Here is a 20,550-nt window from a genome sequence, read left to right as displayed (position 1 = left end):
CATGAAACAGCTACTAATGCTACTGCTCGGGCTGCTGCTAAGTTGCCCCGCCTGGGCCCACGGCGGCGAAGACCACGGGGACGGCGCCCAAGGGGCAGCCCCTGCGGGGGCTACCACGTTTTCGGTGGCCGCCCTCTCTGAACAGTTCGAGGTGCTGCTGCGCTACGAGCCGCTACAAGGCGGAAAGCCCGCCGACCTGCGCCTGTTCCTGTCCGATTACGCCACCAACGCGCCCATCAAAGGGGCCAAGCTGACCTTAACCAACCCGGAAGATGCGGCGCTCAAGTGGACCGTCACGGAGCAAGAGCCGGGCGTGTACCTAGTAGAAGGCCAATTCCCGGCTAATAAAGCCTACAGCTTCGCCCTCAACATCGTGGCCGGGGACAAAGCCGACCTGCTGCTGCTCGATGGCATCAAGGTGGGCGCCAAGCTACCGGTAGCGGCCACCGCCGTGCCCGACGCGCCCGGTCTGTTTTCCTCCTGGAAAACCATGTTGGCCTTAGTCGGTGCCTTTGCCCTGGGCGTCGTGCTGACCGTCATGCTGCTACGCCGCCGTCCCGCGCTGCGTGTTTCCACCCCTACTCCCGTTGTCTATGAAAACCAAGCATAAACTCCTGGCGGCCACGGCAGCGGCGGGCCTGACGCTCGCCGTGCTATTGCCCCCACCGGCCGCCGTACTGGCCCATGGCGGCGAAGACCACGGCGGCACCGCCCAAGCCAATACCGGCGTGGCCCTGACCGATGAGGTGCTGCTGCCCAAAGAAAGCCAGTTTCTCTTTCAGGTGGGTACCCGCTTAGCCGCTTATTCCAGTACCTACAGCCGCGCCACGCTCTACGGCACCGTGTCCGCTGCGGCGGGCGGGGAAGGTCGCATCGTCGTGCCCCAGACAGGACGTATAGTCAGCCTCACGGCGCGAGTGGGGCAGCCCGTGCGGGCCGGGCAGACGCTGGCCGTCATCGAGCAAACGCTCGACGCGACCCAGCAGATTGGCCTCAGCACCGAGCGGGCCAACGCCCAGGCCGAGTTGCGGGCGGCCCAGCAGGATTACGCCCGCCTGCAAAGCATTGCCGATATTGCCGCCCGCAAAGACGTGGTAGCCGCCGAACTGCGCTTACGGCAGGCCCGCCAGAACGCTAGCATCTACAACGGGCAAGCCCAGCAGCGCCGCGTGCGCATCACCTCGCCCATCAGTGGCACGGTGGATGTATTCAACCTAGCCGTGGGTCAGCAAGTCAACCAAGGCGACGAGCTGTTTCGGGTCCTCAACCCCGGCAAGCTGCGCGTGGAAGCCCAGGTGTTCGCCCAGGACTTAGGCAAGATTACGCCGGGCGCCGAGTTTCGGGTGGAAGGCCTGCAGGGCCAGCCCGGCGCGCCCGCCCGCCTGGTCGTGTTCAGCAACGCGGTGAATCCCGTCAACCAGGCCCGACAGCTGATTTTGGAACTCGACGCACAGGCCGGCACCGCCTACCGGGCCGGGCAGGCCGTGAACGTGCAGGTGGTGGGGCAAAGCAACCAGGGAAAAAAGCAACTCGTGGTGCCTTCTTCGGCCGTGACTGACCTGAACGGCAAGCCTGTGGTGTTTGTGCACACGCAGCCCGAGCGCTTTAAAATCCGCTACGTGCAGCCGGGCTCCATTAACGGCGAGCAAACGGTGCTCTTACAGGGCGAGGTCAATGAAAATGACCGGGTCGTGACCACCGGCACTTACCAACTCAAGTCCATCTACCTCAACCAGTAGCCCTCGCTGTTCTCTCTGCTATGCGTGCTTTCCTCGCTGCTCTCGCTTCGCTTGCCTTAACTGCCTGGTCGGTTCCGACCCTCGCCCAAACTGCTGCGGCCCCGGTGGCTTTTTCGACCGATGAAGCCGCCGTGCGGGCCGTGCTCCACCAATACCAGCAGGCGGTACAGAAGCTGGACACCACCGGCACCACCCGGTTGTTTGTGCCCAACTCCGTGGTGCTGGAATCCGGCAGCCGTGAGGGTACCTACGCCCACTACCGGGACCACCACCTGGGGCCGGAACTTAAGGAGTTCAACTCGTTCACCTATGCTGATTACAAGGCGGACGTGACGGTGGATGGCAATTACGCCTTTGCTACGGAGAGCTACACTTATACCATTGGGTTAAAGAAAGATCCGAAGGCGAAGACCGCGCCGGCGCCCATCAAGCGCCGGGGAGTCGCCAGCAGCGTGCTGCGCAAAAACGCGGCGGGTCAGTGGCAGTTCGTGAGCACCCACAACTCGGCCCACAAGTAGCCCCTACCCCCTACCGCCCCGTCCGGGGCACCCCCCCAGAACCTGATCGGCCGTGGCTAACCCGCCGTCTGTTTTTCTTTTCCGACGATGCTTGATAAGATCATTCGCTTTGCCCTGCAAAACCGCCTGCTGATGCTGGCCTTTGCCATCGGGCTCTTGATTGCCGGCACCTACACGGTCCGCCAGTTGCCAGTGGACGTGCTGCCCGACCTGGACCGTCCCCGCGTAACCGTGTTCCTCGAATCGCCAGGCATGGCCCCCGAAGAAGTGGAAGCCCTGGTAACGCTGCCCGTGGAAACGGCCCTGAATGGGGCTACCGGCGTATCGGCCGTGCGCTCCAACTCGGCCATTGGCCTAGGGATGGTGTTCGTGGAGTTCGACTACGGCACCGACCTGTTTACGGCCCGCCAGATTGTGAGCGAGAAGCTGCAAACCGTGGGCGAGCAACTGCCCACTGGCATTACCCCAGTACTCGGGCCGATTTCCTCGGTGATGGGCCAGATCATGCTCGTGGGCCTCTCGGGCGGAGCGCAAACCAACGCCGCCGATTTGCGCACGCTGGCCAACTACACCGTGCGCCAGCGGTTGCTCTCCATCCCGGGGGTGGCCCAAGTGATTCCGATTGGCGGCGATAACCTGCAGTACCAGGTGCTGCTGGACATGCCCCGCCTCAACGCCACCGGTCTGACGGTAAATCAGGTGGAAGAGGCGTTGCGCCAATCCAACCTGAACACCACCGGCAACTTCTTCGACCGCAACGGCTCGGAAGTGCTCATTCGTAATCTAGGCCGGCTGCGCTCAGTGGCCGATATCGAGAACATCGTCGTGGGCTACCGTGAGCAGTCCCCCATCCGGGTGGCCGACATTGCGAAGGTGGAGTTTGGGGCCCGCTTCAAGCGCGGCGACGGCAGCGTGAATGGCAAGCCGGCCGTCATTCTGAGCATCGAAAAGCAGCCGGGCGCGGCCACGGTGGGCCTGACCCAAGCCGTGGAAAAGGCCCTGGTAGAGCTTAAGCCCTCCCTGCCCAAGGACGTGCAAGTCAATACGCGGCTGTTCAAGCAGTCCGAGTTTATTGAGTCCAGTATTACCAACGTCGAGGAAGCCTTGCGCGACGGGGCCATTCTGGTAGTAATCGTGCTTTTTGCCTTCCTACTCAACGTGCGCACCACCTTTATTTCGCTGGTGGCCATTCCCTTGTCCTTGCTGGTCACGGCCCTGGTGTTCCGCTTCGCGGGCATCAGCATCAACACTATGACGTTGGGCGGCCTAGCTATTGCCATCGGCGAGCTGGTCGATGACGCCATTGTGGACGTGGAGAACGTGTACCGGCGACTACGGGAAAACCGGCACCTGCCCCAGCCCCGGCCCGTGCTGCAAGTGATCTACGCCGCCTCGTCGGAGGTGCGCAATTCCATTGTATACGCCACCATCATTGTGGTGCTGGTATTCCTGCCCCTGTTTGCGCTCGAAGGTATGGAAGGCCGCATTTTCGCGCCCTTGGGCATTGCCTACATCACCAGCATCGTGGCCTCGCTGTTCGTGTCGCTGACCGTGACGCCGGTGCTCTGCTACTACCTGCTGCCCAAGATGAAGCAGATCAACCACGCGGAAACCGACGGCCCGCTGGTGCGCTGGCTGAAACGAAAGGATACCCATTTATTGGATTGGGGACTACAGCACCCGAAGGTGGTGCTGGCCACCACCGGACTGCTGTTTGTGCTGGCGGGGGCCATGGTGCCCTTCTTCGGTACCGAGTTCTTGCCGCCCTTCAACGAGGGCTCGCTGACCGTGAACTTCTCGGCCCCGGCCGGTACGTCGCTGACCGAAAGCAACCGGCTGGGCACGCTCGGCGAGCAGCAGATGCTCAAGATACCGGAGGTAGCCTACACCGCCCGTCGTACCGGCCGCGCCGAACTCGATGAGCACGCCGAATCAGTCAACAACTCGGAAATCGAGGTAGCTTTCAAAACCGAGGACGAGTTGGAAAAAGAAGGCAAAACGATGCGCAGCCGCGACGAGATTCTGGCCGACATGCGCGAGAAGCTGAGTTTGATTACCGGGGTGAACGTGAACATCGGGCAGCCCATCTCGCACCGCCTCGACCACTTGCTCTCGGGCGTGCGGGCGCAGGTCGCCATCAAGGTGTTCGGCAACGATTTATTGGAGTTGCGCCGCTACGCGGGCGAGATTCGCAGCGCGGCGGCCACGGTGCCGGGCGTAGTGGATCTGCAAGTGGAAAAGCAGGTGCAGATTCCCCAACTGCTGGTGCGCCCCCGCGACCAGGCGTTGCGAGCCTACGGCATGGAGCGGGGCGAGGTGGTGCGCGATTTGGAAACCCTGTTTCAGGGGGCCGTCGTCTCGCAGATGCTCAACGGCCAGCAGCGCTTCGACCTGATTGTGAAGCTGCCCGAAAACCAGCGCAACGACATTGCTGCTATCGGACAGACGCGAATTGAAACACCCTCCGGGGCCATGATTCCGGTGAGTGAAGTGGCCGACATCATCTATGAGCCGGGACCTAACACGGTCAACCACGAAAACACCCAGCGCCGCATTACCATCTCGCTGAACGTGGCTGAGCGCGATTTGGGCTCCACAGTGAAAGAGATTCAGCAGAAGATCAGCCAGCAGGTGAAGCTGCCGGCCGGCTACTACCTCACCTACGGCGGCCAGTTCGAGAGCCAGCAGTCAGCTTCGCAGAAGATTCTCTGGCTGAGCCTGTTTTCGCTGGCCGGCATCTTCCTAGTCCTCTACTCGCACTTCAAGTCCAGCTACATGGTGGGCCAGATCATGCTCAACATTCCGCTGGCGCTAATTGGCTCGGTGGTGGCCGTGCTGCTGACGGGCGGCACCTTCAGCATTGCCTCGCTGGTGGGCTTTATCACCCTCACGGGCATTGCCTCGCGCAACGGCATTATGATGATTTCCCACTACATCCACCTGGTGGAGCACGAAGGCGAAGTGTTCGGTGCCAAGATGATTGTGCGAGGCTCGTTGGAGCGTCTGGTGCCGGTACTGATGACGGCCCTGGTGGCGGCGCTGGCGCTCATTCCGTTGACGCTGGCCAAAGATGCGCCGGGCAAGGAAATCCTCTACCCGGTGGCCACCGTGATTTTAGGCGGCCTGCTCTCGTCCACGTTCCTGGATATCATCGTCACACCCGTGGTGTTCTGGCTGGTCGGCGATAAAGCGCTGGCGCAATACTTCACCGCTCACCAGGAAACCGGCTTGGACGCGCACCCGCAAGAATTGGATGCGCAGCCCCTCACCCCGGCCGGCGACCACAACCCCTTATTCCCCGTGCGGTAAGTGTATGTCAGTTGATCGCTGTTCCATTCCGCCTACTACTGTGCTGTACATCAAGCACATCGTCTGCGCGCGCTGTATACGGGTGGTACGGCAGGAGTTGGAGCAGTTGGGTTATCAGGTGCTGGAGGTGCGGCTAGGGGCCGCGACGATAGCGGCGGCGGCCGAGCAGATTGACTGGCCGCGCCTGCGGTTGGCGCTCACGGCAGCCGGGTTTGCGTTGCTTGAATCCGTGCATCAAACGCTGCTGGGCCGGGTGCAGACGGCGGTGCACCAATTGTTGCGCCAGCCGCCCGGTTTGCGGCATCGGGCGTATCCGGCGGCTGTCGCCCTGGAGCTAGGCTTACCAGTTGCTCAACTAAGCGCAGCTTACGCCCGCTTGGCCACAGGCGATACGCTGGCGGGCTATATAGTCCGCCAGCGCCAGGCCTATGCGCAGGAGCTACTAGTCTCGTCAGCGCTTGGGGTAGGGCTGATTGCCCGGAAACTAGGCTATAGCAGCTTAGCCCACTTCTCGGGGCAGTTTCGGCGGGCCGCGCAGTGCTCGCCGTCCACCTACCGCAAGCGGCAACGCCTTACCGAGGAGCAGCCAAATGATGCAAGCCTGAGCGCGTCAGATATAAAACCAGCAGTTCCTAGCGGGGTATAATTAGAAAAAGACAACCGACCCTTGTTCACTTGATTTCTTTATTATGCACCAGCAAAATCAAAGCCTGCTCGCCGCCCTCAACGCCTGTATTGCTGCCTGCGAGCACTGCGCCACGGCCTGCCTGCAGGAAGACGATGTTAAAATGATGGTCCGCTGCATCAGCTTGGACCGCGACTGCGCCGATATCTGCGCGTTGACCGCCCGCTTGGTAGCCCGGGGCTCCGAGCACGCCGCGCATTTGCTGCGTGAGTGCGCCGAGATCTGCAAGGCCTGCGGCGACGAATGCGAGCAGCACGCTGCGCACATGGAACACTGCCGCGAGTGTGCCGAGGCGTGCCGCCGCTGTGAGGAGGCCTGCCGCCAAGGGGTAACCGCCTAGCTTGCCTTTAGAGAAACGGCCACCGCCCGTTGGTATGGTACCAACGGGCGGTGGCCGTTTCCATGCCGTAGAAATCATGCAAGTTGCCGGCACAATTCTGTACCCGGTGCGGCGCACGAGCACCTACTTTTGGCTGTTAGCATGTCGAACTCGCCCGTAATGGGCCCACTTACTTTCAACTTCCATGAAAACGCTCCAGTTCAAAACCAATATCAATTGCGGCGGCTGCATTAAGGCTGTAACGCCGACCCTCAATCAGGAAGCGGGTGCCGGCAATTGGCAGGTAGATACCGCCAATCCCGACAAGATTTTAACGGTGACCTCCGATAAGCTCACGGCTGACCAAGTGGTAAAAGCGGTAGAGAATGCGGGGTTTGCTATTCAGCCAGCGTAATATCTTTTGCGCTTGTTTTACTCAAACGCCTGGCTCCGCCGGGCGTTTTTCGTTTGGCCTTGATTTGGTGAGTTCACCTCATCAAAGGCCGAGTGAGTAGGCTGCATTATATTTAATAACATCATCCAGTCGGGAGTAGCGGCTAATCATTACATCGGTTTTCTGCTTTGTTTGGTTCTTGATGAACTCGTTGGATTGGCCATTAAGCTTGGCCGTGGTAATAAAGGAGGCCCGCAAGGAGTGCGCCGAGTATTTCTCGCCCAGGTGCAGCTTGACCAGCCGGTTTACCCGCACATCGGAAAGCCGCTTCGTCGAAGGCGTACCCGGCTCCCCTTTTTTGCCGCGCAGCAACGATACGAACACCGGCCCGGACGTGCGCCCCAGCATCCGTTGCCAAGCCTGAAAAGCCCGGACCGGGCAGAAAAGCGGATTGGAAGCGTAGAAAACGGCTTTGTCTTCTACTTCGCCGGCTTGGTTGGTTTTGCTTTTGGTCAGGTGCAGTACTAAAGCCTCCTCTTTCAATTCGATGTGCTCCAAGTCGAGAGCAACCAGCTCCGAGCGCCGAAAGGCTCCCGCAAAGCCGAGTAGTAAAAGTGCCCGGTCCCGAACGCCGGCCGCGGATTCCAGATCGAGGGCACTTATGGCTTGCTTCAATTCCGCCACCGTAAACGCGGGCGCCTGCTTTTGGCGCTTCCCTACGGCGCGGGCTACTCCTTTCAAGAGCACTTCCAGCGCCGACGACCCCACGGCCGAAGGAAGCCCGAGCAGTTGATGCTTCTTGGCAATGGCCGACAGGTGGCGGTGGATGGTGGCCAGCTTGCGCGGCAGGTTGGCCATGTGCGCCACGTACCCGGCCAGCGTAGCTACAGCGGCCGGATAAGCCGTGAGCTGGTTGGTTGAGCAGTAGGCCTCAAAGCTGGCCAAGTCGTTCGAGTACGCCAAGCGGGTATTGTCTGAGCCTTCCAGACCCAGCGACAGGAAACGGGCCACGTCCGGTGCTACCTTCCCCGACAGGTCAGCTAAGGCCAGTTCCGGGATGGATTGCCCGACCACCGGCAGCAGCTCTTTCTTTCCCTTTTGTTCCATATCTAGCATTAGGTTAAGGGCGGAAGCCACGGATTAAGTGCAGCCGAATTGACTTGCTGGTAGTCTTGCCAGTCAGACGCAGAAAGCACCGTGCGCAGGAAGGCACTAAGGCCCACATCGTTTTTTTCCAGCACGTACCGGCGCAGCGGCAAAGAGTCGTTCATTTCCTCGAAGCCAAGAGCCCGCATCGTTGCTTGCGCTGTTTCGGGTAGCCCTTCCAGCCATTCCAGGTAGTCCGTTTTCGTTACTTGTACTTGGTTGTAGTGATAGTAGCAGTAGGTAGCATTGCCCCAGCGCAGCAGTTGCGCCAAGCGGTTTCGTTCGACAATGTTTGGTGCGTGCCTGAGCAGTTCCTTTTGGGAGTAGTGGCAATCGTCGTCCGGGTGCCGAGGAATCAACAAATCTTCCAGCATTATATACTGAGTGTTTGAGGCTGAGCAGGAGCCGCCCGGCGTGAAGGGTGCTGCAACGTATCGACTAAACCCCGGAGCACCCGAGCCCGTTTCTGTTGGTGCAGCAGTTCCGCTTTGAGCCGGGCATTTTCCCGCCGTTGTTGCAGCGGACCCCAGGCCAGGAACAACGACAGCCCGCAGCTACCGAGCAGCACGAGTAGCAGGCCGAGGCGAAGGAAGCGAGTAGAGGTGGCCATGCTGTTAGAGGGTTTTGCAATTGCAAAAAATAGTCAGGTATGTTTCTGAAAGCCGCTACAAACTTAGGTACGATAATTAACATTTATCGTACCTAAACTTACTCTTTGTACGTATATAGTAAGATCCAAGCCGAACGTTGGTAGATTTTGATGTGGTCGTACTGGTGCCTTCGCTTGCCTCAAACCTAGCTCGAATATGAAAACTTCCTCGACCATGCACCTCCGCCAAGTTATGCGCCCCATCCTTACAGGAAATAATACGTATTTTTCGGGTATGGAAAAGCCAACCTTCTTACCCCAGGAAGTTACCGAGGCCCAGCGCCGCGCCATCATGCAGCGGACCTTTGCAGCGGGTATTGCGCAGGGTGCCATCGTCACTGCTGAAACCGAGGCCGTATATAACCGCTACATTGTCGGTGAAATTACGCTAGAGCAGGCGACCAACCTTGCCATGAGCATTTACCAACGACAAGCAGCACATGCTGCTTGATACTTTCGACTACCGATAGCTACTACTTCTAGGGCCTACTGTTATCAGTAGGCCCTTTTTACTTTGTGGCCACTACCGCTGAATTGATAGCCCCGATGGATTTATTTCAAGACCCTCTGCACAGTCGGCCGAATAACGAAGTATTGATTAATAAGCTAGGCATCACCGCGCAGCAAGAGCTTCGAGAGGCAGAAGGTAGAAACCTTGGCCGAATGGCACTGCTAGTGGAAGGCATTAAACCCATTCCCGGCGACTTTGACGCGGCCCACCTGAAACAGATTCACAAGGAACTGCTAGGCACTATCTATCCATGGGCGGGAGAAACCCGCGCTTGGGGACAGTTCCAAGGGCAGAAGCACTTGCCCAACGGCAGCTTATTCTTTGCGCCCTACCAGCAGATTGATACGCGCCTGAATATGCTAGGTGACCAGCTACAGCAGGAAAACCAGCTTAGAGGGCTCGATAAGGACCAGTTTGTAAAAAGGCTGGCGTACTATGCCGACCAGTACAACTATGTTCACCCCTTCCGCGAGGGCAACGGCCGCACCTTGCAAGTGGTGCTGGCTGAGGTTGGCCGCCGAGCGGGGTATGACGTGCGGATCTCCGAGCAGCAGATAAAGGACTACAACCCGGCCCGGGATGCCGCCATTCTGCGAAAGAACGGGCTCAACCCGGACGAAAACCTTTCCCCGTTACGCCGACTGCTTACCCAGGCCACTACACCCGCCGAAGGCCCCCAGGCTGAGCAATTGCGCCACCCGGACCTTGCCCGACCCTTGCCCGCGACCTCACCGGCCATGCAGCAGGCCGAGGCCCTGCGCACCATTATAATAGGAAGCCGTGAGATTTCGGAGGAACTGGTAATGCAGCGCGTAACCAAGCATGACTTCAATGTAACGTCTGACTACATGCAGCAGGCTAAGGTGCAGGAGGCCGCTTTGGTTTCCAGGGCACAGGACGTGCAGCGGGAGCCCTCGACGTGGCCCGAGTTCCGCCAGCATCTACTAGCGCAGGTGAAGCAGGTAGAAACCGACCCCGGCATTACCCGAGGCTCATTGGCTCATCTTGCCAATGTGAAAAAGGCCAGTGCTGAACTCGATATGAACCAAGCGCTGACCCCAGCCTTTCGGGAGCAGGAAGTACCTGCCGACCAGTTGGCCCGGTTGGGCAAGCCCGTTGAGGAATTATGGAAAAGGGGCCAGATGGAAAAGCTCCTACAGGGCCAGCGCACCGACCAGCTGCCATTCCCGATGCCGAACCCCCAGGGCGGCCCACAGCAAGTGCCTATGCAGCTAAAGCTACACCGCGATGCAGCCGGGGCCGTAGGCGTTGAGGTGTACTTACCGGCCGCCGTGCGCGAGAGAATGGAGCAAGCCGCCGCACAGCAAAAGGCCCAAACTTCCCAGCAGCAACAGCCGCCCGCGCAGCAGCCCCCAACTCCCAAGGCGGAGACACCAACTCCACCCAAAAGGCGGCGCGGGCCAAAGCTCTAGTCATTACGCTTACCTTTCCAATACATTATTGCCCATTCCCCCCTATTAGACTATGAGAAAGAAACTGCTTACCCTGCTCCTGCTGCCCTTCTTAGCGGCTAGCTGTTCCGGCGACAAGGAAAATTCGGACCCACAGCCGAATACTACTCCCAAAGAGTACCAGGTAACCTACCAAGTAACGGCCGTAAACTACAACCAGGCCCGCATTATCTACCGTGACAATACCGGCACGCTGATTACGGACGAAAACGTAGCGCTGCCCAAAACCTACACTTTCAAGCGGACCATGAAATCAGCTGATATTGTAAGCGTAGGCGCGTTTCCTAAAGATGGAGATGCAGCCGCTAACGTGACGTGCGCGATTCAACTTGACGGAAAGACAGTCGATACAAAGTCAGGGCCCGGCCCTAACCCGCAACCAGTGGCCAGCTACATTCTGCCATAACTTCTTGAAACCAACTGATAGTTTCTATTGATTTTTATAACGCGAAAAGCCTTCTTGGTTAGATATACCGAGAGGGCTTTTTTTGCCTACTAATAGTAAAGTGGATATAAATTCACCGTAGCTTTTAGGAGTGGCAATTTTTGTAATTTTAAATCTAAACTGATACAACATCTAAACTGTCTCCCTGCTTTGGCAAAACAGATGAAGATTACCCGAAACACTGAAAGAATTATTGAGGTCTTAGACTTGTTAAATAATGAGCAGCGGCCAAGTACCATCAATAGTTATATAATTTATGTAATTTCTAGTTCGCGTGAGGCTTCGTTAAAAGATATAATTGAACTAACGCAAGTAGAGTTTGATATTAATCTTGAAGTAGAGGAAGTTTCAGATGCTGTTAATCAGTTGATGAAAGATGGTCAGCTTGTTTTGGTTGGTGAGAAGTATAAGTTGACAGAAGCAGCTAATGAAGCACATGCAAAACGTATTGAGGCCAGCGAACAGCAAGAAGAACAACTAAGAAAAAGTTTTTACGAAAAGGCTTCGTCTTTAAGCGAAACTGAATTAACTGACGATGAATTACAGAAAATATTCAAGGAGTTTAAAGGATATATTCACGAAAACTTTTTTTACTACGGAAAGTCAGCTATTGCTATTCTGGGGAAGAATAGCAGTGAAAATGCCAACTTAACGACCCAACAACTCTTTAAGTTGTCATCTGACAAGCTGCAGCCTAAGCTGAAAAAAGTATTTTATAGATACATAGAGAGCTTGACTGAGAACAGTTCGGCGCTTGAATTAGCATATTATGAATCCTTAGCTGATAGAGCAGAGCATTTCTTTGCTCTAGGTCTGTCGAAAGAGCTGGCCCAAGAGTTGGCTTCATTCCAACAAATTGATTGGAAAGTTTATGTTGATACTAATTTTCTATTGTCAGCTTTAAAGATTCGTGAAAATACAATGAATCCTGCTGTTGATTCTTTATTGAAAATTATTGAAGAAAATAAAGAGTACTTTAAAATTAAGCTTACTTATCTCAGAAGTACCTTTAAAGAATTAACCCAATTTAGGCCAGTATTGAATGGGCTCGTTCACAGTCAAAGGTTGACTGAGAATCAACTTAAAGCTGCTTTGAAAAGCGGTAATTTAGATAGCTTCACAGAAGCGTATTATAAATTGCAGTTAGCCCACCCTCAAGGTGCGCAACACCCTTCTGTTATACTTGACCAAGCTTCTTTTATTTTAAGAAGCAAAAAAATAGAAATTCATAATGGCGATATTAAAGGGGTAGATAAAGAATCTGAGGGTTTTGTTGATTTAATATCTGATTATTCTAAATACTATGCCTTGATGAACGAGGCTAGGATAGAGAAGCAGCAACTTGGTGAAGTAAGATATAAGGATACACCTCAGATAGAACATGATGTTGAACTAAGAGAGTCAATTCTTTGCGAACGTAATAAGAATGGTGAAACTGCTACACACTTTCAAGACTGTAAAATTTTCGGATTAACTCTAGATTTTGGTCTAATAGCATACGATAAATACGCAGGGCGTAGAGATAATGGTAATGAATTATTCATTCCTGCATTCTTTACTCCTACGTATTTGTTGAAAAAGCTATACAAATTATTGCCTGTTCAAAGCGATGATTATAGAAAGGCATTCTTGTCATCCATTGCAAGCCCCGTTTTTTCAGGCTCTCATGCTAAAAGTGAGGTTTCTCAATCAGCACTTGCGGTTTTTAATGCAATTGGTATTGATGATTTGTCATTTATGACGAAAAGCCTTGCCAGTAAGATATTCCTAGATGAAATCAAGAAAATCGGAGGTGATATTGAGAAAGCGACTGTTTTTGTCGAAAGTCAAATTAGTAAAGAACTGAAGGAGAAAGACCAGAAGGAGGCACGTCTTGCTAAAGAGCTAAAGAATAAGCAGGATATGCTAAAGAAAACTAGCGATGATTATAATTCAACTTTGCAAGACAATAGTGCTCTAGTTGATAAAAAGACATTGCTAGAGCAACAGGTAGAGGCTTTGACCAAAGGATTAAAGGCTACCAAAAAGGCACAAGACCGATTGCAAGGGATGCTTGTCAAAGCAGCTAACAACCCTCAGCAACAAATACCTTTTAGCAATGAACAGGATAAGCAGGAAATAGAACGCCTAAAAGAAGAACTCAGGCAAAGAGAGGAAGCGGACGCTAGAATTGCTCAGCAGAGGATAGACGAACAGCGTAGAATTGAAAAAGAGCAAAAGGACGCTGATAAGGAAACGTATATTCAGAATGCTGTTAAAAAGTGGCAGAAGGATTCAGTGAATCATTTGTTAATCGCATTGGCAGTGCTACTTGTATTGGGTATTTACTCATTGTTTCGTTATGATTGGAGTATTAAAGCTCTAATAGCTGCAATGAGAGGTATTAATAATAACCCTGATTTAGCTTTTTCAATAGCGCCTATTTTAACTCTACTGTTATTTGGCTTTAATTTATTGCTTGTCCAAAAGTGGTATAGCCGGCATTTCAACCACTCCAACATAAAAGCCTTTAGAGAGTTGTTGCCTATTCCTAAACATCTCAAATAGCTCTACTGGCTTACAATAAGCGTATAGGGGATATATCTACACCACAATACTAAAAAAGGCCCTACTTGCACAGTAGAGCCTTTTTTAGTATTGAATTAGGGTTTCCAGAACGGCGGGACATTCCGCAGCTTAGCAGCGAACTCCTTTACACCTTTTTGCAATTGTAAAACGTTATTTGGGGCGGGCCAGAGTTGAGGTAGCAAACAGCTCTACCCAACGCAGGTACTCTTTCTCCGACAGTCGTTGCACCAGGTAGTCGGCTAGGCTCATGCCCCGCGCCAAAAGTACCCATTCCTGAAAGGAGAGCAGACCCGCCGCCCAACAGTGCGCCCAGCCCTTCCGGTAGAGTCCCGGCCGCGAGGCCAGGGGCTGAGCATCGACCCAGCCCACAAATTCATCATCGGTAGGCGTGAGCCCCAGGGCTACCGCTTGGTGCAGGTAGTCTAGGGCCAGCTCGTCTATCCGTTGGGTGAAATCTTTTTCTTGGTCCATCGGAAGAAAGGGCGCAGATAGAAGCGGTAAACGTAGAGGGCCAGAAAGGTAGTGAGGCCCACGCAAAAGCTGAAGTACAGAGCGCCGGGCAAGTGGGCAAGAGCTTTCGAGAAATCCATGTTTGAGTATCAGGGGTAGTACTAAACTAGGAACAGAAATTCCCGCCAAGATGATACCCGCTTGCTGGCAACTGCCTGTGTTGGCCGCTAAGCAACCATGCCGAGCAGCAAAAACAGCAGAAAGCCAATAAAAAAGGCTAGGGTGAGCAGTGGGGTTTCGGTTTCTTCGTGGGCCTCGGTGAGCAACTCTTCCGTGACCAGAAACAGCAAGGCGGCCAGGCCAAAGGAAAGCACAATTTCCAACAGGTTGCCCGTGGCCCCTCGTAGCACGGTGGTGCCAATACCTGCCCCGACGAGCAGCATTAGGGACGTGCTGGCCACAATGACCACTATCCGCCCCTTGGCGTGGCCATCCTGCCGTAGCTCCACGGCCGTGGCCAGGCCCAGCGAGAGCAACTCGATGGTCAGGGCAATGGCTAACAAGGTGCCTTCCTTAGCGCCGGCGGCAAAGCCGATGCCGAGCAGCAGCCCGTCGATTAGAATGTCGATGCCGATAGCGACCAACAGACCCCAGGGCAGCGGGGCCGCTGGCGCCTGACCAGGGCCGGGTGCGTCAGCGGCTGCCGCAGCACTAGTCCCTGCCGACGCGACCCGTTTTTCCAGCCGTTGGGTGAAATAGCGCAGCCCGAGCATGGCCGCTACGCCCAGCCCAAAGCCCAGGGCTACTTCGTAGGGGGCATGGTGCTGCACGATGTCGGGCAGCAGCTCTACGGCCACCACCGAGAAAATCACGCCCGCTGCAAAGTGCAAAATGGCACTGCGCAGCTTCGGGCCGGGGGCGCGCCAGACGGCTAGGGCCGCCCCGGCAATCATAACCACCGCGGGCAGCAGCGAGAAGCCCAGCATAGTCGTCCAGGACGGGGGAACGGCGGGTGTCATAGGGCGTCGTTGAGTAGGGCCTGTAAATCGGCTGGAACCGGCATTTTCTGCTCAGCCGGCACGTTGGCCCCGCCGGTGTTGCCCGTGGGCACGCGGCCGACTAATGAGAGTAAAAACCCGAACACAATGCGCGGCACCTGACCCGCTAGTTCGCGCAAGTTGCGGGTGCGCCAGCCGTGAGCGAGCATGAGCAGGTGTACCTGCGTATGCGGCCAAGCCCACCGTTGCCCCAACACGTGGGCGCGCTCCAGGTGGGCAAATGCCTCCGGCCAATGGCGGCGGGCCGTGGCGGCGCGGGCCGCGTGCAGTTCGGCGCGATAGTGCAGACGCAGGCGGGCGGGGAGAAGCAGCGTGTTCACGGGAAAAAGATACGGCAAGGTTAAAACTTCATCCGTTGGATACGCACCGCGTTCAGAATAGCCAGCAGCGCCACCCCCACGTCGGCAAACACGGCTTCCCACATGGTGGCCACGCCCCCAGCGCCCAGGGCCAGCACCACGGCTTTCACTCCGAAGGCCAGCCAGATGTTCTGCCAGACTACCGTGTGCGTGGCGCGGGCAATGCGGCGGGCGGTGGCAATCTTGCTCGGGTGATCCGTTTGAATGACCACGTCGGCCGTTTCAATAGTGGCGTCCGAGCCCAGGCCACCCATAGCAATGCCCACGTCGGCTAGGGCCACTACGGGAGCATCATTCACCCCATCGCCCACGAAGGCCAGTTTGCGCCCTTGCGTGAGGTACTGCTGCACGTAGTGGGCCTTGTCTTCCGGCAGCAGTCCGCCGTGCGCTTCGTCAATACCGAGTTCCTTGGCCACGCGCTGCGTAATGCTGTCTTTATCGCCGGATAGCATCACCAGCTTGGTGATGCCATCCGCCCGCAGCTCGCGCACGGCTTGCTTGGCGTCGGCCTTCGGGGCATCCGCGACGGTCAGGTAACCGGCGTACTGGCCATCCACGGCCGCGACGACAATGCTGTCTACTACCTGATCCACTTCGGCCGGGTAGGCGACGCTAAACTTGGTGAGCAGCTTGGTATTGCCAGCCAGCACGTCTTTTCCCGCTACCCGACCGCGCAGACCGTGGCCCGCTATTTCTTCTACTCCCTCCACGAGCACGTCTGTCACGGCGGCCCCGACGTGCGTCACCACCGCTTTGGCAATGGGGTGCGTGGATTTGGTTTCCAAGGCCCCTACCAGTTGCAGCAGTTGCGCCGGCTCAGTGCCGGGAGCCGGCTGTACCTGCTGGACGGCAAACACGCCTTGAGTGAGGGTGCCGGTTTTATCCATCACCACCGTGTCGATTTCGCGGAGCACGTCCAGAAAGTTGGAGCCTTTGAACAGAATTCCCGCTTTGGAAGCCGCACCGATACCCCCGAAATAGCCCAGGGGAATGCTGATGACCAGCGCGCAGGGGCAGGAAATCACCAGAAAGACCAGGGCCCGGTAGAGCCAGGTTCGGAACACGTAGTCGTCTACCACGAAGTAGGGCACCAGCACTAAGAGCACCGCCAAACCCACGACGATGGGCGTGTAAATTTTAGCGAAGCGCGTAATGAACTGCTGGGTTTTGGCTTTGCGCCCCACCGCGTCCTGCACCATCGTCAGAATCTTGGAGAGCTTGGTATCGGCAAAGGCCGCCGTAACCGTGACGCGGGCCAGCGTTTCCAAGTTGATCATGCCCGCGAGCACGGCCTCGCCGGGCTGCTTGGTCTGCGGAGCCGATTCGCCCGTAAGAGCCGCCGTATTAAATGAAGCTGCGGCGTTTTGTAGCGTCCCGTCCAGGGCTACTTTCTCGCCCGGCTTGACCTCCATTACGTCACCAAGCTGTACCTGCTTGGGGTCGAGCACGAGGCTTTGCCCATTGCGCACCACCGTGACTTCGGTCGCCTGAATCTCAAGCAGGGCGCGAATGCTGCGCTTGGCCCGGTTCACGGCGGCGTCTTGGAACAGTTCGCCCACCGTATAAAACAGCATCACGGCCACGCCCTCCGGGTATTCGCCGATGGCAAAGGCGCCGAGCGTGGCGATACTCATGAGCAGGAACTCGTTAAAGATGTTGCCCGAGGGAATACTTTGGATGGCCGAGCGAATCACTTTCCAGCCCACCAGCAGGAAGGCGAGGCCATACCAAATCAGGCGCACCGGGCCGGTGAAAAAGGCTATGTCGAAGTAGTCCAGCGCGATGCCGCCCAGCAGCAGCGCCAGACTCACGCCCGGCCAGAGGTAGGGAGTAGCACCCGCTGGTCCGTGGTCGTGGTCGTCGTCCTCTCCCTCGGCGTGGGTATGGCCAGCATGGGCAGCCGAAGCGGGAGCCGCTGCCGGGGCATGGTCGTGGCCGGACACGTCGTGGCCTTGCGGCTCGGTTGCGGCCGCGGGCGTGAGCTGGTCCCGGCTGAGGGCGCCCACGTTTTCGAGCTGCACCTGCTTGGCAGTATTCAGCTCTTCGTTGGTGTTCTTGGATGAAGGATCAGGCATAAAGCAGGAAAGTAAAGCGGAAGAAAAGAAGACAGTCCCGGCAGCGAGTTGCTACCAGTCCAGGAAGAAGCTCGTAAGCCCCACCAGCACGAGCACCGCGCCGGTCAGCTGCCGTTCGTGCTGCGCGAGCCCCTCCAGGTTCAGGGTTCGCAAACTGCGGTGCGCCAGGGCTACCAGGGCGCACATCGCGGCCACCGTAACCAGTAAGTACAGGCTCATCAACAGGGCCAGCGCGGCGGGGCCGTGGGTGCCGGCAGCTAAAAAGAAGGTTTGTATTTCCAGGCAGGGCGCTAGAAACATGGTGGCGGCCAGTCCGAGTACCACCCGCCGACGCGGCGCTCGGCGGCTTATCGGTCGAGGGTCCGGGTGGGTATGACCAGGTCTAGAAAAGGCGTACAGCAGCCCCACAATAATGAGTAGCAGCGGCGCGGCCCATCCCGCCACTTGCTCGAAGCGGGCCGATAAGCGCCAGCCCAGCCACCCCAGTGCCACGCCCAGGGCTACCGTGCTCAGCACGTGGGCCATGCCGGCGACCAGCGTCACCCCCACCGCCCGCCGCAACGGCCACTGTTCGGCCCGGGCAATAGCGAGCACAGGCGCCCAGTGGTTGGGAATGAGCGCGTGGAGTAAACTCAGCACAAGGGCACCGGTGAGCAATTCAACCATGAGCAGGCAGGAACGGGGAACACACCGCCCTTACGAGCAAGCAAACTTCACTCGTAGGGCGATGCAATGGTATTGCATTGTTTCAGGAGGCGACGGCGCAGCGTTCGCAGAGGCCCTTCATCACTAAACTGGTCTCCTGCACCTGAAACGCGCCCGGCAGTGGAATGGTCGGTACGGCCACGGTAGGCAGGCAGCTGGTTTCGCGGCACCGGGTGCAGAAGAAGTGTACGTGCAGGTCTTGGTGCTGCTCGGGCGTGCAGCCCGGCTCGCACAAGGCAAACTTGACAGCTCCGCTCCCATCCTCAATGCGGTGCACCAGTCCTTTATCGGTAAAGGTTTTCAGGGTGCGGTGCACGGTAATGCGGTCGGCGTGGCCCAGCAGCTGCTCCACGTCGGCCAGACTCAGCGCGGCCGGGTGCTGTTGGAGCACGTCTAGTACCAGCAGGCGCATGGCCGTCGGTGTGATCTGCTTGGCAATGAGCGTATCTTCTTGCGGGTGAGCCATAGCGAGAGTTGGTTGGAGTAGCGATTGCGCAGACACCTTAGTTGAAGCAGCGAACTGCGAGGCTCTGGTGCTCAAGTAGAGTAGGGCGGCAAATCAGGGTCTGGGCCAGAACAGAATGACCCCCAGCCCCAGCAGGACGATAGCCCCGCCCAACACATCAAACCGATCCGGCCGGAAACCGTCGAAATACCAAGCCCAGGCAATGGACATGACCACGAAAATGCCGCCGTAGACGGCGTAGGTTTTACCGAAGGAAGTGGGCTGCCACGTCGCTACCCAGCCGTAGAACACGAGCAGTAACGCCCCGAGCAAGCCCATCCAGCCTGGACGGTCTGCCTTCAGCCACTGCCAGACCAGGTAGCCGCCCCCTATTTCGCAGAGGCCAGCCAGAATAAATACGGCCACGGGCTGTAGGTAATTCATCATCAGATTTTTTACGGTAGAAAGTGTAAACCGGAGATGCCCGTAGACGGCTACTCGTCTTCTTCGGCGTTTTTCATCTTGGCCAGCAACGAATACGCCGCGCCCGTAACGAAGGTGGTTGTCGCGGGCACCGTTTCGGGTAGGGTGACTTCCGTGAAGTTGTCTTCGCTGCGGCCCAGCGTGACGGGCACCATGCGGTAGCGGCCGGGCGCTTCCACGGCGTAGACGTAATTCTTGCCCTCGAAGCGCACCAGCGCCGCGTCGGGCAGGGCGGGCACCTCGGTGCGGCCGGTTTCAATCAAGGCCCGCACGTAGAGGCCCGGCAGCAACGCCGGGTCGTTTTCCTGGTCTAAATGACCGTGTACGCGCACCGTGCGGTCCTCTCCGATAGCCCGCCCGATTAGATACACATGGGCCGTCCGCTCGCGGCGGGAGCTGGTAGAATCGCTGGCCAGGGTGAAGCGAATCAGCTGGTTTTTTTGTACCCGCGCTACGTCACGCTCGAATACGGTCAGCTCGACGTGCAAGTGCTCGGGGTCCACGATTTCAAACAGGGCATCGGTTGGCGTCACCGCTTGGCCCACCGTTACGTTCACCGCCCGCACAAAGCCCGCCCGGGGTGCCCGGATAGGGGCCGTCGTGACCAGGGTGCCTCCGACCGGCAGGTTCGCCAAGCGCAGCCGGGCGGCCAACGCGTTGGTTTGCACGCGCAGCGCGTTGTAATCGGCTTGGGCCCGTTGGTAGTTCTTTTGGGGCGCTACCTCCTGCTCGTACAGTTCTTTCTGCCGAGCCAGTTCGGTGCGGGCGTATTCGAGGCGGGCACGGGTTTCCAAGTACTCCTGTTGCAGGGTCACGAACTCGGGGTTGCGGATGGTGGCCAGTACTTCGCCCTTGCGCACCCGCGTGCCTTGGAGGAGTTCGGTGTTTTCCACGAAGCCCCCCAGGGGAGCCGTGATGGAGACGGCGCTTTCCGGCGGCACGTCCAGCGTGCCGGTGACGGCCAGGCCCGCGCCCATCGGCCGGTTCGTCAGGTGACCGGTCTGGATGCCTGCCACCTGCTGCTGCGCCGGTGAGAGGGTAACCAGGTCGTTTGCCTCTTCCCCTTCTGCTTCTTCGCCTTCTTCCGTGGAGGCGGTTTCCCGACCTGCGGCATCCGCCGCGGCCGTTTCTGGTTTATCGGGGGTGCAGCCGAAGGGCAGGCTCAGGCCCAGCAGGAGCACGAATGATACGATCTTATGCATGATAAATACGTCGAAAAG

At 57.2% G+C, this 20,550-nt stretch carries 23 protein-coding genes; 11 read left to right on the top strand and 12 right to left on the bottom strand.

All coding sequences use genetic code 11. The features are described 5' to 3' along the window. Window position 1 precedes the first annotated feature (1 nt). The 7 genes from CHB83_RS21710 to CHB83_RS21680 all read left to right on the top strand — a co-directional run bounded on the left by CHB83_RS21710 (window position 2) and on the right by CHB83_RS21680 (window position 6,985). Complete coding sequence (locus CHB83_RS21710; protein WP_089334272.1) at window positions 2–610, top strand: hypothetical protein; 609 nt, start codon at window positions 2–4, stop codon at window positions 608–610. After that, window positions 594–1,739: an efflux RND transporter periplasmic adaptor subunit gene (locus CHB83_RS21705; protein ID WP_089334271.1), complete on the top strand. Its 1,146-nt coding sequence runs from the start codon at window positions 594–596 to the stop codon at window positions 1,737–1,739. The genes CHB83_RS21710 and CHB83_RS21705 overlap by 17 nt, the downstream gene beginning before the upstream one ends. 20 nt (window positions 1,740–1,759) lie before the next feature. Further along, window positions 1,760–2,257, top strand: coding sequence for a YybH family protein (locus CHB83_RS21700; protein WP_089334270.1), 498 nt, complete (start codon window positions 1,760–1,762; stop codon window positions 2,255–2,257). A gap of 87 nt (window positions 2,258–2,344) precedes the next feature. Next, a complete protein-coding gene (locus CHB83_RS21695; protein WP_089334269.1) occupies window positions 2,345–5,566 on the top strand; it encodes an efflux RND transporter permease subunit in 3,222 nt (1,073 codons plus the stop codon). Between the two features lie 4 nt (window positions 5,567–5,570). After that, a complete protein-coding gene (locus CHB83_RS21690; RefSeq protein WP_143437243.1) occupies window positions 5,571–6,212 on the top strand; it encodes a helix-turn-helix domain-containing protein in 642 nt (213 codons plus the stop codon). A 43-nt stretch (window positions 6,213–6,255) separates the two neighbouring features. Continuing rightward, window positions 6,256–6,591 (top strand): four-helix bundle copper-binding protein, encoded by a 336-nt coding sequence (locus CHB83_RS21685; RefSeq protein ID WP_089334267.1) that lies wholly within the window; start codon window positions 6,256–6,258, stop codon window positions 6,589–6,591. Between the two features lie 184 nt (window positions 6,592–6,775). Then, window positions 6,776–6,985 carry a heavy-metal-associated domain-containing protein gene (locus CHB83_RS21680; RefSeq protein ID WP_089334266.1) on the top strand — a complete coding sequence of 70 codons (210 nt, stop codon included), beginning with the start codon at window positions 6,776–6,778 and terminating at the stop codon, window positions 6,983–6,985. Between the two features lie 81 nt (window positions 6,986–7,066). Here CHB83_RS21680 and CHB83_RS21675 read toward each other — a convergent pair whose 3' ends face one another. Genes CHB83_RS21675 through CHB83_RS21665 form a run of 3 tightly spaced genes read right to left on the bottom strand, consistent with a single transcriptional unit; the run spans window position 7,067 to window position 8,720 of the window. Then, window positions 7,067–8,071: a tyrosine-type recombinase/integrase gene (locus tag CHB83_RS21675; protein ID WP_089334288.1), complete on the bottom strand. Its 1,005-nt coding sequence runs from the start codon at window positions 8,069–8,071 to the stop codon at window positions 7,067–7,069. Between the two features lie 8 nt (window positions 8,072–8,079). Beyond that, window positions 8,080–8,484 (bottom strand): hypothetical protein, encoded by a 405-nt coding sequence (locus CHB83_RS21670; RefSeq protein WP_089334265.1) that lies wholly within the window; start codon window positions 8,482–8,484, stop codon window positions 8,080–8,082. After that, a complete protein-coding gene (locus CHB83_RS21665) occupies window positions 8,484–8,720 on the bottom strand; it encodes a hypothetical protein (RefSeq protein WP_089334264.1) in 237 nt (78 codons plus the stop codon). Before CHB83_RS21665 ends, CHB83_RS21670 begins: the two co-directional genes overlap by 1 nt. A 196-nt stretch (window positions 8,721–8,916) precedes the next feature. On the opposite strand from CHB83_RS21665, the gene CHB83_RS21660 reads away from it, so the two are divergent. The 4 genes from CHB83_RS21660 (at window position 8,917) to CHB83_RS21645 (ending at window position 13,734) form a co-directional block, all read left to right on the top strand. After that, the gene (locus tag CHB83_RS21660) at window positions 8,917–9,210 is read left to right on the top strand and encodes an antitoxin VbhA family protein (protein WP_143437242.1); all 294 of its coding nucleotides are present in this window, start codon (window positions 8,917–8,919) and stop codon (window positions 9,208–9,210) included. Window positions 9,211–9,422: 212 nt separating this feature from the next. Then, window positions 9,423–10,703 carry a Fic family protein gene (locus CHB83_RS21655; protein ID WP_179225603.1) on the top strand — a complete coding sequence of 427 codons (1,281 nt, stop codon included), beginning with the start codon at window positions 9,423–9,425 and terminating at the stop codon, window positions 10,701–10,703. Window positions 10,704–10,755: 52 nt separating this feature from the next. Next, window positions 10,756–11,148, top strand: a complete 393-nt coding sequence (locus CHB83_RS21650) for a hypothetical protein (RefSeq protein ID WP_089334261.1) — start codon at window positions 10,756–10,758, stop codon at window positions 11,146–11,148. A 189-nt stretch (window positions 11,149–11,337) separates the two neighbouring features. After that, entirely contained in the window at window positions 11,338–13,734 is a 2,397-nt protein-coding gene (locus CHB83_RS21645; protein ID WP_143437241.1) for a hypothetical protein, read from the top strand. A gap of 171 nt (window positions 13,735–13,905) precedes the next feature. On the opposite strand, the gene CHB83_RS21640 is transcribed toward CHB83_RS21645, so the two are convergent. The 9 genes from CHB83_RS21640 to CHB83_RS21605 all read right to left on the bottom strand — a co-directional run bounded on the left by CHB83_RS21640 (window position 13,906) and on the right by CHB83_RS21605 (window position 20,532). Beyond that, a complete protein-coding gene (locus tag CHB83_RS21640; protein WP_089334259.1) occupies window positions 13,906–14,226 on the bottom strand; it encodes a hypothetical protein in 321 nt (106 codons plus the stop codon). Next, window positions 14,193–14,345 carry a hypothetical protein gene (locus CHB83_RS23950; RefSeq protein ID WP_179225602.1) on the bottom strand — a complete coding sequence of 51 codons (153 nt, stop codon included), beginning with the start codon at window positions 14,343–14,345 and terminating at the stop codon, window positions 14,193–14,195. The genes CHB83_RS21640 and CHB83_RS23950 overlap by 34 nt, the downstream gene beginning before the upstream one ends. An 87-nt stretch (window positions 14,346–14,432) precedes the next feature. Continuing rightward, window positions 14,433–15,224: a ZIP family metal transporter gene (locus CHB83_RS21635; RefSeq protein WP_245855405.1), complete on the bottom strand. Its 792-nt coding sequence runs from the start codon at window positions 15,222–15,224 to the stop codon at window positions 14,433–14,435. Next, on the bottom strand, window positions 15,221–15,583 hold the full coding sequence (locus CHB83_RS21630; RefSeq protein ID WP_179225601.1) for a DUF3703 domain-containing protein: 363 nt from the start codon (window positions 15,581–15,583) through the stop codon (window positions 15,221–15,223). The genes CHB83_RS21635 and CHB83_RS21630 overlap by 4 nt, the downstream gene beginning before the upstream one ends. 20 nt (window positions 15,584–15,603) lie before the next feature. Then, complete coding sequence (locus tag CHB83_RS21625; RefSeq protein ID WP_089334257.1) at window positions 15,604–17,697, bottom strand: heavy metal translocating P-type ATPase; 2,094 nt, start codon at window positions 17,695–17,697, stop codon at window positions 15,604–15,606. 51 nt (window positions 17,698–17,748) lie between these two features. Further along, complete coding sequence (locus CHB83_RS21620; protein ID WP_089334256.1) at window positions 17,749–18,363, bottom strand: hypothetical protein; 615 nt, start codon at window positions 18,361–18,363, stop codon at window positions 17,749–17,751. An 82-nt stretch (window positions 18,364–18,445) separates the two neighbouring features. Beyond that, a complete protein-coding gene (locus tag CHB83_RS21615; RefSeq protein WP_089334255.1) occupies window positions 18,446–18,868 on the bottom strand; it encodes a Fur family transcriptional regulator in 423 nt (140 codons plus the stop codon). A gap of 93 nt (window positions 18,869–18,961) precedes the next feature. Next, entirely contained in the window at window positions 18,962–19,294 is a 333-nt protein-coding gene (locus CHB83_RS21610; protein ID WP_218823223.1) for a YnfA family protein, read from the bottom strand. A gap of 47 nt (window positions 19,295–19,341) precedes the next feature. Continuing rightward, window positions 19,342–20,532, bottom strand: coding sequence for an efflux RND transporter periplasmic adaptor subunit (locus tag CHB83_RS21605; RefSeq protein WP_089334254.1), 1,191 nt, complete (start codon window positions 20,530–20,532; stop codon window positions 19,342–19,344). Window positions 20,533–20,550 lie beyond the last annotated feature (18 nt).

This window comes from Hymenobacter mucosus (assembly GCF_900188255.1).
Taxonomy (GTDB): Bacteria; Bacteroidota; Bacteroidia; order Cytophagales; family Hymenobacteraceae; genus Hymenobacter; species Hymenobacter mucosus.
The sequence above is the reverse complement of the archived record's forward strand: the minus strand, read 5'-3'. Positions and strand labels throughout refer to the sequence as shown.

Bases quoted from the DNA above. Each gene is read 5' to 3' on its own strand.
- CHB83_RS21710 (WP_089334272.1), top strand. From the start codon at position 2: ATGAAACAGCTACTAATGCTACTGCTCGGGCTGCTGCTAAGTTGCCCC.
- CHB83_RS21705 (WP_089334271.1), top strand. From the start codon at position 594: ATGAAAACCAAGCATAAACTCCTGGCGGCCACGGCAGCGGCGGGCCTG.
- CHB83_RS21700 (WP_089334270.1), top strand. From the start codon at position 1,760: ATGCGTGCTTTCCTCGCTGCTCTCGCTTCGCTTGCCTTAACTGCCTGG.
- CHB83_RS21695 (WP_089334269.1), top strand. From the start codon at position 2,345: ATGCTTGATAAGATCATTCGCTTTGCCCTGCAAAACCGCCTGCTGATG.
- CHB83_RS21690 (WP_143437243.1), top strand. From the start codon at position 5,571: ATGTCAGTTGATCGCTGTTCCATTCCGCCTACTACTGTGCTGTACATC.
- CHB83_RS21685 (WP_089334267.1), top strand. From the start codon at position 6,256: ATGCACCAGCAAAATCAAAGCCTGCTCGCCGCCCTCAACGCCTGTATT.
- CHB83_RS21680 (WP_089334266.1), top strand. From the start codon at position 6,776: ATGAAAACGCTCCAGTTCAAAACCAATATCAATTGCGGCGGCTGCATT.
- CHB83_RS21675 (WP_089334288.1), bottom strand. From the start codon at position 8,071: ATGGAACAAAAGGGAAAGAAAGAGCTGCTGCCGGTGGTCGGGCAATCC.
- CHB83_RS21670 (WP_089334265.1), bottom strand. From the start codon at position 8,484: ATGCTGGAAGATTTGTTGATTCCTCGGCACCCGGACGACGATTGCCAC.
- CHB83_RS21665 (WP_089334264.1), bottom strand. From the start codon at position 8,720: ATGGCCACCTCTACTCGCTTCCTTCGCCTCGGCCTGCTACTCGTGCTG.
- CHB83_RS21660 (WP_143437242.1), top strand. From the start codon at position 8,917: ATGAAAACTTCCTCGACCATGCACCTCCGCCAAGTTATGCGCCCCATC.
- CHB83_RS21655 (WP_179225603.1), top strand. From the start codon at position 9,423: ATGGCACTGCTAGTGGAAGGCATTAAACCCATTCCCGGCGACTTTGAC.
- CHB83_RS21650 (WP_089334261.1), top strand. From the start codon at position 10,756: ATGAGAAAGAAACTGCTTACCCTGCTCCTGCTGCCCTTCTTAGCGGCT.
- CHB83_RS21640 (WP_089334259.1), bottom strand. From the start codon at position 14,226: ATGGACCAAGAAAAAGATTTCACCCAACGGATAGACGAGCTGGCCCTA.
- CHB83_RS23950 (WP_179225602.1), bottom strand. From the start codon at position 14,345: ATGGATTTCTCGAAAGCTCTTGCCCACTTGCCCGGCGCTCTGTACTTC.
- CHB83_RS21635 (WP_245855405.1), bottom strand. From the start codon at position 15,224: ATGACACCCGCCGTTCCCCCGTCCTGGACGACTATGCTGGGCTTCTCG.
- CHB83_RS21625 (WP_089334257.1), bottom strand. From the start codon at position 17,697: ATGCCTGATCCTTCATCCAAGAACACCAACGAAGAGCTGAATACTGCC.
- CHB83_RS21620 (WP_089334256.1), bottom strand. From the start codon at position 18,363: ATGGTTGAATTGCTCACCGGTGCCCTTGTGCTGAGTTTACTCCACGCG.
- CHB83_RS21615 (WP_089334255.1), bottom strand. From the start codon at position 18,868: ATGGCTCACCCGCAAGAAGATACGCTCATTGCCAAGCAGATCACACCG.
- CHB83_RS21610 (WP_218823223.1), bottom strand. From the start codon at position 19,294: ATGATGAATTACCTACAGCCCGTGGCCGTATTTATTCTGGCTGGCCTC.
- CHB83_RS21605 (WP_089334254.1), bottom strand. From the start codon at position 20,532: ATGCATAAGATCGTATCATTCGTGCTCCTGCTGGGCCTGAGCCTGCCC.